General features: G+C 57.7%; 12 protein-coding genes. 5 read left to right on the forward strand and 7 right to left on the reverse strand.

Annotated features, from left to right (window positions below; genetic code table 11):
• Positions 1-4 precede the first annotated feature (4 nt).
• The 5 genes from J5276_RS15990 (at position 5) to J5276_RS16010 (ending at position 5,650) form a co-directional block, all read left to right on the forward strand.
• Complete coding sequence (locus J5276_RS15990; RefSeq protein WP_025595982.1) at positions 5-1,126, forward strand: sn-glycerol-3-phosphate import ATP-binding protein UgpC; 1,122 nt, start codon at positions 5-7, stop codon at positions 1,124-1,126.
• Positions 1,127-1,579: 453 nt separating this feature from the next.
• Entirely contained in the window at positions 1,580-2,908 is a 1,329-nt protein-coding gene (locus J5276_RS15995) for an LLM class flavin-dependent oxidoreductase (protein WP_115062053.1), read from the forward strand.
• Positions 2,909-3,057: 149 nt separating this feature from the next.
• Entirely contained in the window at positions 3,058-4,053 is a 996-nt protein-coding gene (locus J5276_RS16000) for an aliphatic sulfonate ABC transporter substrate-binding protein (RefSeq protein WP_025595979.1), read from the forward strand.
• On the forward strand, positions 4,050-4,919 hold the full coding sequence (locus tag J5276_RS16005) for an ABC transporter permease (protein ID WP_060642682.1): 870 nt from the start codon (positions 4,050-4,052) through the stop codon (positions 4,917-4,919). The genes J5276_RS16000 and J5276_RS16005 overlap by 4 nt, the downstream gene beginning before the upstream one ends.
• A complete protein-coding gene (locus tag J5276_RS16010; RefSeq protein WP_013761384.1) occupies positions 4,916-5,650 on the forward strand; it encodes an ABC transporter ATP-binding protein in 735 nt (244 codons plus the stop codon). Before J5276_RS16005 ends, J5276_RS16010 begins: the two co-directional genes overlap by 4 nt.
• A 25-nt stretch (positions 5,651-5,675) precedes the next feature.
• Here J5276_RS16010 and J5276_RS16015 read toward each other — a convergent pair whose 3' ends face one another.
• The 7 genes from J5276_RS16015 to J5276_RS16045 form a co-directional block, all read right to left on the reverse strand.
• Positions 5,676-6,503 (reverse strand): carbohydrate ABC transporter permease, encoded by an 828-nt coding sequence (locus J5276_RS16015; protein ID WP_112751698.1) that lies wholly within the window; start codon positions 6,501-6,503, stop codon positions 5,676-5,678.
• Positions 6,500-7,384, reverse strand: a complete 885-nt coding sequence (locus J5276_RS16020) for a carbohydrate ABC transporter permease (RefSeq protein WP_003517835.1) — start codon at positions 7,382-7,384, stop codon at positions 6,500-6,502. The genes J5276_RS16015 and J5276_RS16020 overlap by 4 nt, the downstream gene beginning before the upstream one ends.
• Positions 7,385-7,451: 67 nt before the next feature.
• Positions 7,452-8,726, reverse strand: a complete 1,275-nt coding sequence (locus tag J5276_RS16025) for an extracellular solute-binding protein (RefSeq protein WP_025595973.1) — start codon at positions 8,724-8,726, stop codon at positions 7,452-7,454.
• Positions 8,727-8,804: 78 nt separating this feature from the next.
• On the reverse strand, positions 8,805-9,878 hold the full coding sequence (locus J5276_RS16030; protein ID WP_013761386.1) for an ABC transporter ATP-binding protein: 1,074 nt from the start codon (positions 9,876-9,878) through the stop codon (positions 8,805-8,807).
• A 7-nt stretch (positions 9,879-9,885) separates the two neighbouring features.
• The gene (locus J5276_RS16035; RefSeq protein ID WP_035199314.1) at positions 9,886-11,397 is read right to left on the reverse strand and encodes an alpha-N-arabinofuranosidase; all 1,512 of its coding nucleotides are present in this window, start codon (positions 11,395-11,397) and stop codon (positions 9,886-9,888) included.
• Positions 11,398-11,519: 122 nt separating this feature from the next.
• Entirely contained in the window at positions 11,520-12,449 is a 930-nt protein-coding gene (locus J5276_RS16040; protein WP_003517843.1) for a transcriptional regulator, read from the reverse strand.
• Between the two features lie 168 nt (positions 12,450-12,617).
• Positions 12,618-13,910 carry an ABC transporter substrate-binding protein gene (locus J5276_RS16045; protein WP_003517844.1) on the reverse strand — a complete coding sequence of 431 codons (1,293 nt, stop codon included), beginning with the start codon at positions 13,908-13,910 and terminating at the stop codon, positions 12,618-12,620.
• Between the last annotated feature and the right edge of the window lie 52 nt (positions 13,911-13,962).

Genomic DNA, 13,962 nt, shown 5'->3' on the forward strand with positions numbered 1-13,962 from the left:
TATCATGGCTCAGATAGATATTCGGCAGGTCCGCAAATCCTATGGCAAGACCCCGACCCTGCACGGCGTGGATCTCACTTTCGAAACCGGGGAATTCGTCGTCATCCTCGGCCCCTCGGGCTGCGGCAAGTCCACACTTCTGCGAATGATCGCTGGGCTGGAGGATATCACGTCAGGTGAAATCGCCATTGGCGGGCGCGTCGTCAACACGCTGGAGCCGCGCGAGCGCGGTTGCGCCATGGTGTTCCAGAACTACGCGCTTTATCCGCATATGACGGTATCAGGCAATATCGGTTATGCGCTGAAGGTCGCAGGCGTTCCCAAGGCTGAACGTCTTCGCCGCATCGAGGAAACGGCCAAGATCGTTGGTCTTTCCGACTATCTCGAACGCAAGCCCGCCGCCCTTTCCGGTGGCCAGCGCCAGCGCGTGGCCATGGCCCGCGCAATCATCCGCGAACCGCAGGTATTCCTGTTCGATGAACCGCTGTCCAACCTCGATGCAAAGCTGCGTGTGACGATGCGCGCCGAAATCCGCAAACTGCACCAGCGCCTATCGGCCACCTCCGTCTTCGTCACCCATGATCAGGTGGAAGCCATGACGCTGGCCGACCGGCTGGTGGTGATGAACAAGGGCAATGTGGAGCAGGTCGGTCATCCGCTCGATATCTATCACCGCCCCGCCAGCACCTTCGTAGCCTCCTTCATCGGCTCACCGGCGATGAACCTGTTCAACACGCGGGTGGAGGTCGAATCTCCATCCGTCATGCTGGGCGGCCAGCCGGTGAAACTCTTCCCCGAGACCGCGCTGGAGCTGCGCGGGCGCGACGTGACAGTCGGCATTCGCCCTGAACAATGCCTGGTCAGCATCGAGGGTGCGGGCGTGCCCGCAACCGTGGACTTTGTAGAAGAGCTGGGCTCCGGCCGCATCGTACATGCGGAAATCGCCGGCGAAACTTTCTCCGCAGCCATAGGCGAAGATCTGTTGGTCAAACCCGGCCAGCGCATCCACTTCGAACTGCCCCCTGCCCACCTCCACTTTTTCGATCCGGCCACCGGCAAGCGCATCGAAACGGAGGGTGCCATCGAGACAACCCGCATCGGCAACGAAAAGCTGCTGGCAGTTTGATGGCGGACGTTTGAGCACGGATCAGTCCGGCGCGGTTTGGGGGTGTCCCAACCACGCCGGATCTCCAAACGACGTTTTCGATCTCTAACTACGATTTCGAAATCATCCAATACATTAGCTATATCGACCAATATTTTGAATTTACGCCATTTTCTCACTGGAATCACTGCGCGAAATACGTTGAAATTTGCTTGGCGATCACCACGTGAAGCACATCGCTTGCCGGATATTACGTCAACACGATGAGGCAAACCCGTTGCAGGCAAAGCGATCTTGCGAAATGAATGATTTCAGGAAAAATCTTTCTGTTTGGAAATCATAATCGCAATAGTCTTTGCCGCACAGAGCCGCCAGCAAGGCTATCGTCGCGATGAGGACCGAGCCGGTCTTCGATCCTTGGCGGCCGACAGAGAAAACGCTCGGGTCAAAACTTCAACGAAAGAGTGAAGCCCAATGGCAAACGATCGCAAACTGCACCTCGGCGCCTTCATGCGGCCCGTCAGTCTTCACACGGGTGCGTGGCGTTATCCCGGATCCTTCCCGGACGCGAACTTCAATTTCGGCCATCTGGCGCGATTTGCACAACAGCTTGAAGCCGCGAAATTCGATGCATTTTTCATGGCCGATCATCTGGCGGTGCTGAACATGCCGACGGAAGCACTGCGCCGCAGCCATACCGTCACGTCTTTCGAACCCTTCACCCTGCTTTCGGCGCTCGCCGCCGTCACCTCCCGCATCGGGCTGGTTGCCACCGCCTCCACAACATTCGATGAGCCCTACCACGTAGCGCGGCGTTTCGCCTCACTCGATCACCTCAGCAATGGTCGCGCCGGCTGGAACATCGTCACCACAGCGAATCCGGATGCGGCGCTTAATTTCGGCCGGGACGAACAGCCTGACCACACGGAGCGTTATGGAAGAGCGCGGGAATTTTACGACGTCGTTACCGGGCTGTGGGATTCCTTTTCCGATGATGCCTTTCTCCGGGATGTCGATAGCGGGTTGTTCTTTGACCCTGAAAAAATGCATGTGCTTAATCACAAGGGACCGGAATTTTCCGTGCGCGGTCCGCTCAATATAGCGCGTCCGGTGCAGGGCTGGCCCGTCATCGTTCAGGCCGGGGCTTCAGAGCCGGGGCGCCAGCTTGCAGCCGAAACTGCCGAGGTCGTTTTTGCGGCAACACCCACGCTTGCGGCGGGAAAAGCGTTCTACAGGGACGTCAAGGACAGGACCGTTGCGGCAGGCCGTTCCCGCGACGGCATTGTCATCCTGCCGGGCGCTTTCGTTCTGGTCGGCGATAGCGTGGATGAAGCCAAGGCCAAACGCGCCAGGCTCGACAGCCTCGTCCATTATGAAAGCGCGATAGCCTCGCTTTCGATTGCGCTCGGCCACGATGCTTCGAGTTTCGATCCCGATGGCCCCTTGCCTGACATTCCCGAAACCAATGCAAGCAAATCCAGCCGCGAGAGGGTGATCGAACTTGCAAGGAGCGAGGGGCTGACGGTGCGCCAGCTGGCGCAGCGGCTGGGTGGCTATGGGGGTCTCGCATTTGTCGGCACGGCAAAAACCATCGCCGACGAGATGGAACAATGGCTATACGAAGAGGGGTCGGATGGCTTCAACGTCACCTTCCCGTTCCTGCCTGCCGGACTTGACGATTTCACGACCCTGCTTGTGCCCGAACTGCAAAGGCGCGGCCTGTTTCGAAAGGACTATGAGGGAACGACATTGCGCGATCATCTCGGTTTGCAACGCCCGGCCAATCGTTTTTTCCCTGAATAACGCGCCGTCGCGCCGATCCGGCCAGCGGTAGGGAGATTTTCCACGCCCGCCCTGAAGTTTGGCATGAGGTTCCAGAAGGCTGGATTGACCTCATAAACGCCGGCCCATACCCTTTAAATACACAAATTACATAAATTAGGCACACTATTATGAAGGCTAAACATTCTCGCCGCCAGATCCTGAAACTCAGCATTGCCGGGGCTCTCGCAGCACCCTTTGCCACGGGCAGCGCGCTGGCCCAAAGCTCACAGGAGTTTCCTGCTGAGCTGAAGCTGGATTGGGGATTTTACTCCTCACATACACTTCTGATAAAGAACAAGGGCTGGCTTGAGGAAGCGTTCAAGGATGTCGGCACCAAGATCACCTGGGTACAATCCCGCGGAAGCAACAATTCGCTCGAATTCCTGAAGGTCGGCTCGACGGATTTTGCCGGTTCGGCAGCACTTTCCGCATTTCTGGCCCGCGCCAATGGTGTGCCGCTGAAGGTGATCTATGTGGCAAGCTGGGGCGGTTCTTCCATCATACAGGTTCGCCCGGATTCGCCGGTCAAGACCGTCGCCGATCTCAAGGGCAAAACCATTGCGGTCACCAAGGGTACCGCGCCTTATTTCACCCTCCTGCGCGCCCTTGCCCAAAACAAGCTTTCGATCAATGACCTCAAGGTCGTGAACCTGCAGCATCCGGAAGGATTCAACGCGCTTCAGCAGGGACAGGTTGATGCATGGGTCGGCATCGATCCACACACATCCCAGGCAGAACTTGCCGGCGACAGGGCGATTTTCGATGAGCGTAGCTGGCGCGACGGCAGCGTATTCAGCGTTTCCGAGGAGTTTCTGGCGAAATACCCGAAAGCGGTCGAACGCCTCCTCGGTGTCTGGGTCGAGACACAAAGATGGATCCGTGAAAACAACGGCGAATTCATCGATTTCGTCACGAAGGTCACCGGCAACGATCCCCAGATCACCAAGCTGACGATCGAAAAGCGCGACTGGAAGGATCCTGTTCCAGGCGAGGAACTGCTGAACTCGATCCGTATCGTGACCCCGTTGCTTGGCGACGACGTGCTGCGGCCTGGCGTCAATGTCGACAGCGTCCTTTCGTCGCTGATCGATCCGGCACCGGCGAAAAAGGCGCTGGGAGCATGAATTCTCATCCGCGCGAATTTCAGCGCGTGAAGCAGACTGCGAAACAACTCCCTGCCCCACTGCCGTTCGTGCAAAGAGTGGGGAATTTCCTGGGACGGTTCGACCTGCGCGGCGCGATAGTGCCGGTCGGCTCATTGTTGCTGCTGGAATTCTTTGTGCGCGTGGGCTGGGTAAGTCCCTACGTGCTGCCGCCGCCCTCCGAGCTTTACGACACGTTTCTAAGGCTCGCCGAGGGTCCTTTGTGGACGAATGTCGCAGCCAGTACCGCCCGTGTCTTTGTCGGCTTCGTCATTGGCTCCCTTCTTGCAATCGTCGTCGGTTCGCTGGTCGGGCTGGTCGTTGCCGCCGAGCGTTATCTTGAGCCGACGTTTCAGGCGTTACGCGCGGTTCCGAGCCTCGCCTGGGTGCCGCTGCTGATGATCTGGTTCGGCATTGGCGAAACCTCGAAAATCGTACTGATCGCCAAAAGCGCGTTTTTCCCTGTTTATCTCAACCTCTTCTCCGGCATCAGGAATGTCGACCGCAAGTTGGTGGAAGTGGGCGAGATGTATCGCCAGCCGCTGCCAGTGCTGGTTTGGCGGATTTTCATTCCCGCCTCCTTGCCGCATCTGTTCACGGGCTTGCGTTACGGCCTGTCGCTGGCCTGGCTAAGCGTTGTCGCAGCGGAACTTCTGGCGGCTTCCGAGGGCATCGGCTACATGCTATCCGATGGGCGGGAACTCTCCCGACCCGATCTGGTGATGATAGCGATTATCTGCCTTGCCGTCCTCGGCAAGATTTCCGACAGCCTTTTCAAGATAGTCGAGGAACGTTGCCTCAGATGGCGCGACACTTACCCCCTTCAGCAAGGAGGGCGCCTGCGATGAGTTTGCTCAATGTCGATGTTCGCGAAAAAGCCTTCGGAGACACGGTTGTCCTTCAGGATATTCACCTGACGCTCGGCGATGGTGAAGCGGCGGTTCTTCTCGGACCAAGTGGGTGCGGGAAAAGCACCTTGCTGCGCATCGCCGCCGGCCTCGACCGGCATTTCTCAGGCGCTGTGAAGGTTCAGCAGGCAAAGGAGGTTCAGGCATCGGACTCACCGCCCATCGCCTTCGTCTTTCAGGAACCCCGCCTGATGCCGTGGCTGACAGTTGCCGAAAACATAGGTTATGCGGCCGGCAAGAAATATGATGTCGAGCGGGTAGAAGGACTGATCAACGATGTGGGCTTGAGCGGCCATGGCAGCGCGTTACCGAAAGCCCTTTCAGGCGGCATGGCGCAGCGTGTCGCCATAGCAAGAGCGCTCTATACCCGGCCGCGCATCTTGCTGCTCGACGAACCCTTCAGCGCGGTCGATGCTTTCACGCGGATGAAATTGCAGGACCTAGTTCTGAAACTCGTCGAACAGCGCGGCATTTCCTTCCTGCTCGTCACCCACGATATTGACGAGGCGCTTTATCTCGGTGACCGCATTTACATGATGGGTGCCCATGACGGCCGTATCCAGCAGCGGATAGAAGTGGACGAGCCGCGCCCGCGCGACAGAAGGTCGCCGCAACTCGCCACCCTCAAGAACGAGGTGCTGACTGCCCTACACAACGCTCACGTCATCTGACCGGCACCGGCATCTTTCGCCGCCATCACCCCTTCACGCCGGACGAAATCATGATGGCTTCCGTCACGCGCCGCTGGAAGATGACGTAGGCGACGATGACCGGCAGAGCCGCCAGCATGGCAATCGCCATCAGGCGTGCATAAACGATGCCGAAGGTGTCGTTGACCTGCGTGATGCCGACGGGGATCGTCATCATGTTTTCGGACGTGATGACGAGGAAAGGCCAGAAGAAGGCGTTCCACACCGTAATGAAGGTCACGATCGCCATGGCGGTCGTAATGCCCCAGTTCAGCGGCAGAAACACCTTGAACAGGATCGTGTATTCGCCGCCACCATCCAGAACCACCGCCTCCCGCATCTCTTTGGGCACGCTGTCGAAGAACTGCTTGTAGACGATGATGACGATTGGCGTGATCAGCTGCGGCAGGATGATGCCCGCCCAGGTATTGATGAGGTTGAGGTTCTTCATCAGGATGAACTGTGTCACGACAAGCGTCTGCGCGGGCACCATGAAACTCGCGAGCACGATGCCATAAAGCAGTCGCCGTCCCGGAAAGCGGATCTGCGATAGCGCATAGGCGCATAACATCGAAATGATGAGCACAGAGACCGTGACGATCGCGGCAGTGCCAATGGAATTCACGTACCAGGTCAACAGCCGCGTATTGAAGATGGCATTCACATAGGCACCAAGCTGGAACTCATCAGGCAGTAGCGACGTGTTGCCCGCAACATTCTCGTCCGAGCGCAACGACGTCACGAACCCCCAGTAAAGCGGGAAAATCCATACCAGTGCTGCCGAAAATGTCAGCAAGTTCAGGATGACGTTCTCAAGTCTTTTGGTCAGGCTCATGAATTCCTCCGGATGCGTAGCAACTGGAACTGGAGAACGGATACGATGACGATCAACAGGAAGAGCACGGTCGCCACGGCCGATGCATAACCGCCATTGTTCATCTGGAAGGCTTCCCGGTAGACCTTAAGGAGAAGCACGAAACTGGAATTGAAGGGTCCGCCGCCGCTCAAGAGGTAGATCTGGTCGAATATCTTCAGTTGCAGGATCAATTGCAGCGTCAGGATCAGCGCGGTCACCGGCCACAGAAGCGGCCATGTGACGCGCCGGAACTTTTGCCATGTCGTTGCGCCATCAAGAGCTGCGGCCTCATAAAGCTCGGTCGGAATGTTTCGCAAGCCGGCAATGAAGAGCAGAACGTTAAAACCGTTCGTCCACCAGATGGTGACGACGGCGACCATCGGCATGACCCAGTTGGGGTTCTTGAAAACCGCGACGGGTTTGCCCGCCAGCAACGAAATGACCGGTTGGAGAATGCCGAACTGCAGGTCGAGCATCCAGGCCCAGATTTCGGTGACAACCGAAACCGGCAGGACATAAGGCAGGAAAAACAGGCTCATGGCGATTGTCTGCTTGATGCCGGACAATCGGCTGACCGCAAGCGCAATCAACAGGGCGATGACCGTTGTTGGCACCACCGTCAGCAGCACGAAATAGCCGTTATTCTTGAGCGAGGTAACGAACAGGCGGTCGCTCAACAATTTTATGTAGTTCTGCAGGCCGACCCAGTTGCCATCGCCGATCAGCGGCGCATCCGTGAAGCTGATGCGTATCATCTCGATCAGGGGGTAAAGAAAGAACGTGGCGAAGACCACGATGAATGGCGTCACCATCGACAGTGCGATGAGCGACTTCTTGCGCCGGTTTTCAATCATAGCCATGGAATGCCTCCGGGACCTCCCGCATTGCACGCTGCCCTCCGGCTGACAGCCAGAGGGCAGTCACGGATTACTTGAGCTTGCCCTGAAGCTCGGACTTGATCTGCTCGACCGCATCCGCGCCGCTCATGTAGCCCTGGATGGCCGGAGCGATGATATTAAGCGCCGCATCGTAAGCGGGTGAGGCAACTCCGGTAATCGTGGTCTTCGGATCGAACACTGCCGCCTCCGCCAGCGAGGCATATGTGGCATTCGGCTGCATCGCCTTGTATTCGCTGCTTTCGGTGATCGATTTATAGGCCGGAATATGCCCCGCATCGGCCCAGCTGATGGCGTGTTTTTCCATCCAGCCAATAACCGTCATGACAGCGGCGCGTTTCTCACCGGAAACGGTCTTGTCACCCTGATTGGGGATCGCAAAGGCGTGCGAATCCGCCCAGGTGGCGCGCTTGCCCATGAAAGGCGGAACTTCCACAGCGCTCCATTTGAAGCCGAGCTTGCCGTTCTTTTCCAGATCCTTGTAGGTCGGAACTTCCCAGACGCCATTAAGCTGGAAGGCTGATTTGCCAGCGGAGAAGAGAGCAACGGACGCAGGATATTCCGCCTGCTCGGGGGCCCATCCGTTTTCCCGCCATTTCGACATGGTATCGATCGCTTTGGCAGCCTTTTCGGCATTGTCGCCGGCAAGCACCTCGTTATTGGTGACCAGCTCGCCGCCCTGTTGTGAGAACAGTGTATAAAAGACACGCCAGACACCGGCTTCGCCACCCGACTGATAGGTAACCGGCGTCTGAACGCCCTTGTCCTTCGCCCAGGCCAGCGCCTTTTCGAAATCCTCCATCGTCTTGATACCGGTCAACTTACCCTCGGCATCGAGATAGGGAGACCCTTTCAGAAGATCGGCGTTGTAATAGAGAATAAGGGCATGGATATCGAACGGCACCGCGTAAAGCTTGCCGTCGTGGGTTGCTGCCTCGACGGGTGCGCTGAAAAAGTCGCTGGTCTTCAACCCGGCATCATCAAGGTCTTTTGTGGTAATTTCGCTCAATACTTTTTCATCAAGGCCGAGCGGCGCGCGCGACAGGTGATAGGTCATGACATCAGGCCCCTCACCCACGGCCGACGCCGTGCGCACCTTGGTATAGAACGGAACGCCCCACTCTAGCGTCGTTCCCTTGATCTGAATGTCAGGGTGTTCCTTGTTGAAGGCAGCAATCAGCGCTTTCATGCGCACACCGTCGCCGCCCGACAGAAAGTCCCACCAGACGATATCCTGCTTCGCCAGTGCCGGCAGGGCGCTCAGGCCCAGAACCGTACCAACAAGCAATGTCTTGATCAGTCGCATCGTTCACTCCTCCCGTTTGTTGGAAACACCCCGTTCAAGGGGCGGTCTACTACTGCATCGAACGGCGCCTCCTCGCGCCTATCGCAACCTTTTGCCGTCGCTGCCGAAAACCATGATGTGATCGGGCGAAGCGCTCAGTGAGACGGACCGGCCATCCAGCCGCTCGCGCGAGCCCTGCCGCTGCACGACAAGTTCTTTCCCGGCACGCGTTCGGGTATAGAGATAGGAAAGGTCGCCAAGCTCCTCCGCCACCTCGACATTGACAGGCAAAGCACCCTCTTGCGTGATCACCAGATGCTCGGGCCTTATGCCGATTTCGACCCGCTGACCGGGGGAAACCGGATGCGAAAGCCGGGCTTCAAGGTGCTTTTCACCACCTTCAGGCGCGAGCATAACGATGCCGTCCCGCTGCCCGACGATGTCGGCAGCAAGGAAATTCATCGCGGGCGAGCCGATGAAGCCAGCGACGAAACGATTGTCCGGATCGTCGTAAAGGGTGAGCGGCGCGCCGGCCTGTTGCACGATGCCGCCCTTCAGCACGAAAATCTTGTCCGCAAGCGTCATGGCCTCTACCTGGTCATGCGTGACGTAGATCATCGTGGCGCCGAGCTTGCGGTGAAGCCGGGTCAGTTCCAGCCGCATCTGCACGCGCAGTTCCGCATCCAGGTTCGACAGGGGTTCATCGAAGAGAAACACCTTCGGCTGTCGCACGATCGCGCGGCCTATGGCCACGCGCTGCCTCTGGCCGCCGGAAAGCTGCGATGGCTTCTTGTGCAGATTGTCCTCGAGCTGGAGGATGCGGGCAGCTTCCCCCACCCTCTCATTCACCTCCGCTTTCGGCCGGCGGGCGAGACGCAGGCTGAAAGCCATGTTCTCGAACACCGTCAGATGCGGGTAAAGCGCATAATTCTGGAAGACCATGGCAACGCCACGATCCGCCGGCTCGACAGCGGTGACGTCGCGCTCGTCGATGGCGATGTGACCGCCGCTGGTTTCCTCAAGACCGGCGATCATGCGCAACAGGGTGGATTTTCCGCAACCGGATGGCCCCACGAAAACCGCGAAGCTGCCCGTCGGAATCTCCATCGAAACGTCCCGGATGGCTGCAAAAGAGCCGAAGGACTTGGCGATATTGCTGAGACGGACACCCATCACCGCCTCACTGAACCTTCACGCGCAGAACATGATAGGACAGCGCCGGCACGGAGCCTTTGAGTGCCCCATCCTCGACACCAATGCCGCTGCCCGGCACCGGCACGACGCGGTCGGGTTGATCCGGACCGTTGCCGGTCCTCAGATCATATCCCGCCATGGAAAGATGCAGGCTGAGTGACACAGGCGAAAAGCCGGTGAGACCGACATTGAGCTCTGCTGCTTCGGTCAGATGACGATTGAGGACAAACAGCGTCACCACGCCCTCGTCCTCATCAAACACGCCGGCGACATCGAGATATTTGACGTCATCGGCCGCGTTGCAGTCGTAGGTCGGGCAATCGACGGCAATGTTCAGTGCAACTCCGCGACCATAAAGCGAGGCGAACTGATAGGGATAATAGATGGTCTGGCGCCATGCCGGTCCGTTCTTTTCAGCGCGGATGGGGGCGATGACATTGACAAGCTGGGCAATGCAGGCGATGCGCACCCTGTCCGAGCGACGGATGAACTCGTTGAGCAACCCGGCCACGAAGAGAGCATCCTCGAAATTGTAGGTCTCCTCCAGAAGTGCAGGCGCTTCCGGCCAATCCCAGCTCTTGATGCGTTTACCGTCGTCTTCGCGGATATGGTACCAGACATTCCACTCGTCGAAGCAGATGGAGACATCGTTCTTGGCGCGCTTCTTGGCTTTCACGTAATCGATGACACCGGCGATAGTCTGAATGTAACGCCCTGTTTCTTCGATCTTGCCGAAGTAATTCAGCGTGTCGCGGCTGTTATTGCCGAAATATTTATGCAGCGAGATGTGGTCCACATTCTCGTAGCATTCTTCCAGCACCTCGCGCTCCCATTCGGGATAGGTCGGCATGCCGTCGTTGGAACTTCCGCAAACGATTGCCTCGATGGTGGGGTCGAAACCCTTGAAGGCTTTCGCGGTTTCGTTTGCCAGCCGGCCATACTCCACCGCCGTCTTGTGGCCAATCTGCCAGGGGCCGTCCATCTCGTTGCCGAGGCACCACATCTTCACGCCATGCGGCTTTTCGGCGCCGTGGCTGCGGCGAAGGTCGCTAAGCTCGGTGCCGCCGGGGAAATTCACGTATTCGAGAAAGTTGCGGGCATCATCCAGACCACGGGAACCGAGGTTGACGGCGAGCATCATCTCGATGCCTGCCATCGACGCCCAGTCTGCGAACTCGTTGACGCCGATCTGGTTGGTTTCCTTGGAGCGCCATGCAAGATCAAGCCGCACGGGCCGTTTGTCACGGGGGCCGATGCCGTCTTCCCAGCGATAGGCCGAAACGAAGTTGCCGCCGGGATAGCGGATCGCCGGAATTTTCAGATCCTGCACGAATTTCAGCACATCCTTGCGAAAGCCGTTTTCATCCGCCTGCGGATGGCCGGGCTCGTAAATCCCGCCATAGATCGCCCGCCCCATATGTTCGATGAAGGCGGAATATAGGCGATCGTCGATACGCCCAATCCGGAAGTCCCGGTGGACTGAAACCCGCGCTTTCATAGGCTCTCCTCCCATGCGCATTTATATCTTAAAATATGATATGAACCATATTTCATAATATAGTTGCCAATGGAAGCCGCGCCTGTCAACCGCGAAAATCATACTTTATGAAATTGGCCCGATCAGTCTGCGGTGCGCAGACGCAATACGATGTCCTGATCGTAATTCCCAAAGCCCCGGCCGAAGATGTTGAGCCCGCCCGGATGCTTTGCATCCGCCTTTACCTCGATCCGCAAGCGGATTGAGCGGTGGCTGGACAGATCTATATCCGCAAGCGTCACATCGGAAATGCGCGTACCATCGACATAGGTTCCCTGGGCAGTAATGCGCCAGGTTTTGAGCATTCCATACTGCGAGCCGGACAGTTTCCACCAGTCGGGCGTAAACGTACCCCGCTTGTCGCCGAAATCGCCGGGCGAGGTCCAGACCCCGATCTCCTTGCCGTTGACGGAGAGGGTAATGTCTGACGGCCAGTTGCTGTGCGTTCCTGGCACCTCGGAACTGACCTCCATCGAAAACTCGACTTCCTCGACGTTTCGCCCCTGAATCTTGGCATTATTGGGGAATTGATACTCGACATGACCCGATGTGAACCACAAAAGTGCAGTCTTCATGCGGTCGGGATCCATGAAGGTATCAGGGACATCCAGAAGTCCGATAATGCCCTCCGGCGAACAGATGCCGCAAGGCGCGGTCACCGAACTCTGCGTATAGAGGCCGAGCGGCATGGCGACGGCAATGTAGTTGGATATAGCCGGCGTCTCGGGGCTTCGAAACGAAACAATAAGCTCGTCGCAGGTCGCAAAACAGATTTTCTGGCTGCCCTTGCGCGCCTTGCGCGTTTCGGTTCGCAGCAGCCCCGCCTCTTCAAGAACGGTCACACCGGCCGACACGGTGGACTGGGGAAGATCCAGCCTCTGCGCGATCTCGTTGACATTGAGACCGTTGGCCTCGTGCAGCAGCTTCAATATCTGCACACGGATCAGCGACGCCGCCGCCTTCAAAACATCGAATTCTTTTTCAGCGTCAATAAGTAGGAAATTGGGAGCCATTGTCTAATCTTCAGATTTAGCGATCTAGATCAGAATTTCTGGCTTAAATATTTTATGCTGTCCAGCATTGTTTGTCGGGTCGATATATTCAAAGTCAGACACGCAAGGAATGATTGCGAATGGAGGCAGCGCAGGCGGTTTCGGTACCGCATGCGCTACCTCTTTTCCCTACCCGCGCTTACGCAACGTGCGGGTGCCGGTATCGACAAGATTCTGCGCTGCCTCATCCACAGTGGCGCGGCCAAAGGCGAGTGAGTCGGCAATGGGACGCATTACCCCACGGTCGAACTCATTGGCGCCGATGGGGGCAGGCTCCGGATAGGTATCGAGCTTGCCGGAGAGGCTCTCGATGTAATCCACCGTCTTGCGTTCGGTCTCGTTGAGGCTTGGCAACACAGCTTCGCGTACCTTCTTCGCCGGCGGCACGCCGCGTTCGACGCCGAGAACCTTTCCCGCCTCCAGATCGTTGACAAAGAAGTTGATGAACTTCGCCGCAGCTTCCGGAGTGGTGGAGGTGGACGAAATGCACCAGATAAGCCCCGGCCGGTAATAATGCCCGGTCGGTTTTCCCGGCCCCTCACCCGGCAGCATGCCAATGGACAGCGTCTTCTTGTTGAGCGCCTGGTAACCGACAAGCTGGTTGGAATAGGCAAAGCCGATTGCGGAATTGCCAAGGGTCAGCGCGTTGGATTCGATGGTATTGTCATCGCGCGTCTGGATATCGGCAGAGACGCAAAGCTTGTTCTCGCGCAGATCCTCCCAATAGGCGAACCATTCCTTGGCATCTTCCTTGTTGAAACCGATGGTGCCGTCCTGGAACAGGAGCTTGCCGCGCTGGCGCAGCCAGACATCGAAGACGTAGTGATAACGGGCACCATAGGGCACCGCCCAATAATTGCGGCGCGCCGGAGCGTTCTTCTTGAAATCGCGCGCCAGTTCCGCCAGCGCCTTCCAGGTGATCTGCTCCTTCGGCACGGAGACGCCGGCCTCCTTCAGCGTCTCTGCATCATACATCATGCAGAACGAATTCAGCCCGAGACCGACGCCGTAAAGCTTGCCGTCGATGCGGCAAAGATCGACTTCGCTTTTGCCGAAATTGGAAAGATCAAGCGACGAGCCGACAAACTGGTCAAGTTCCATGCAGGCCCCACGGCCGGAATAATCGGCAATGGTGGAAGGCTCGAGCTGAAAGATATCGGCGACGTTACGTCCCGCCATGGACGTCGCAAGCTTGGTCCAATAGTCGGAACCGGCGATCATCTCGCCGCTGATTACCGTTTGTGGATCTGCCTTCTGGTAGAGGGCAATCACATCATTGGTGCGCTTGTTGCGGTCAGCCGAACCCCACCATACGCAACGAAGCCGGGTTTCGGCCGCCATCGCGCGGAAACCGCCCGCCGCCGCGCCAAGACCTGCCAGTGCCGCCGTCACCAAAAATCCACGTCTATCGATAGTTTGCATCTGCTCCTCCCGCGTTTTGCAAATTTCTCACTTATCACTTAAATTCTTGCAA

The sequence above is a fragment of the Agrobacterium sp. S7/73 genome, from assembly GCF_019355535.1.
GTDB lineage: Bacteria > Pseudomonadota > Alphaproteobacteria > Rhizobiales > Rhizobiaceae > Agrobacterium > Agrobacterium tumefaciens.

What these genes read in the sequence shown, in the direction of transcription:
- J5276_RS16015 (WP_112751698.1), bottom strand. Translation starts at nt 6,503, where the DNA reads ATGAGCCTGACCAAAAGACTTGAGAACGTCATCCTGAACTTGCTGACA.
- J5276_RS16040 (WP_003517843.1), bottom strand. Translation starts at nt 12,449, where the DNA reads ATGGCTCCCAATTTCCTACTTATTGACGCTGAAAAAGAATTCGATGTT.
- J5276_RS16000 (WP_025595979.1), top strand. Translation starts at nt 3,058, where the DNA reads ATGAAGGCTAAACATTCTCGCCGCCAGATCCTGAAACTCAGCATTGCC.
- J5276_RS16010 (WP_013761384.1), top strand. Translation starts at nt 4,916, where the DNA reads ATGAGTTTGCTCAATGTCGATGTTCGCGAAAAAGCCTTCGGAGACACG.
- J5276_RS16025 (WP_025595973.1), bottom strand. Translation starts at nt 8,726, where the DNA reads ATGCGACTGATCAAGACATTGCTTGTTGGTACGGTTCTGGGCCTGAGC.
- J5276_RS16020 (WP_003517835.1), bottom strand. Translation starts at nt 7,384, where the DNA reads ATGGCTATGATTGAAAACCGGCGCAAGAAGTCGCTCATCGCACTGTCG.
- J5276_RS16035 (WP_035199314.1), bottom strand. Translation starts at nt 11,397, where the DNA reads ATGAAAGCGCGGGTTTCAGTCCACCGGGACTTCCGGATTGGGCGTATC.
- J5276_RS15990 (WP_025595982.1), top strand. Translation starts at nt 5, where the DNA reads ATGGCTCAGATAGATATTCGGCAGGTCCGCAAATCCTATGGCAAGACC.
- J5276_RS16005 (WP_060642682.1), top strand. Translation starts at nt 4,050, where the DNA reads ATGAATTCTCATCCGCGCGAATTTCAGCGCGTGAAGCAGACTGCGAAA.
- J5276_RS15995 (WP_115062053.1), top strand. Translation starts at nt 1,580, where the DNA reads ATGGCAAACGATCGCAAACTGCACCTCGGCGCCTTCATGCGGCCCGTC.
- J5276_RS16045 (WP_003517844.1), bottom strand. Translation starts at nt 13,910, where the DNA reads ATGCAAACTATCGATAGACGTGGATTTTTGGTGACGGCGGCACTGGCA.
- J5276_RS16030 (WP_013761386.1), bottom strand. Translation starts at nt 9,878, where the DNA reads ATGGGTGTCCGTCTCAGCAATATCGCCAAGTCCTTCGGCTCTTTTGCA.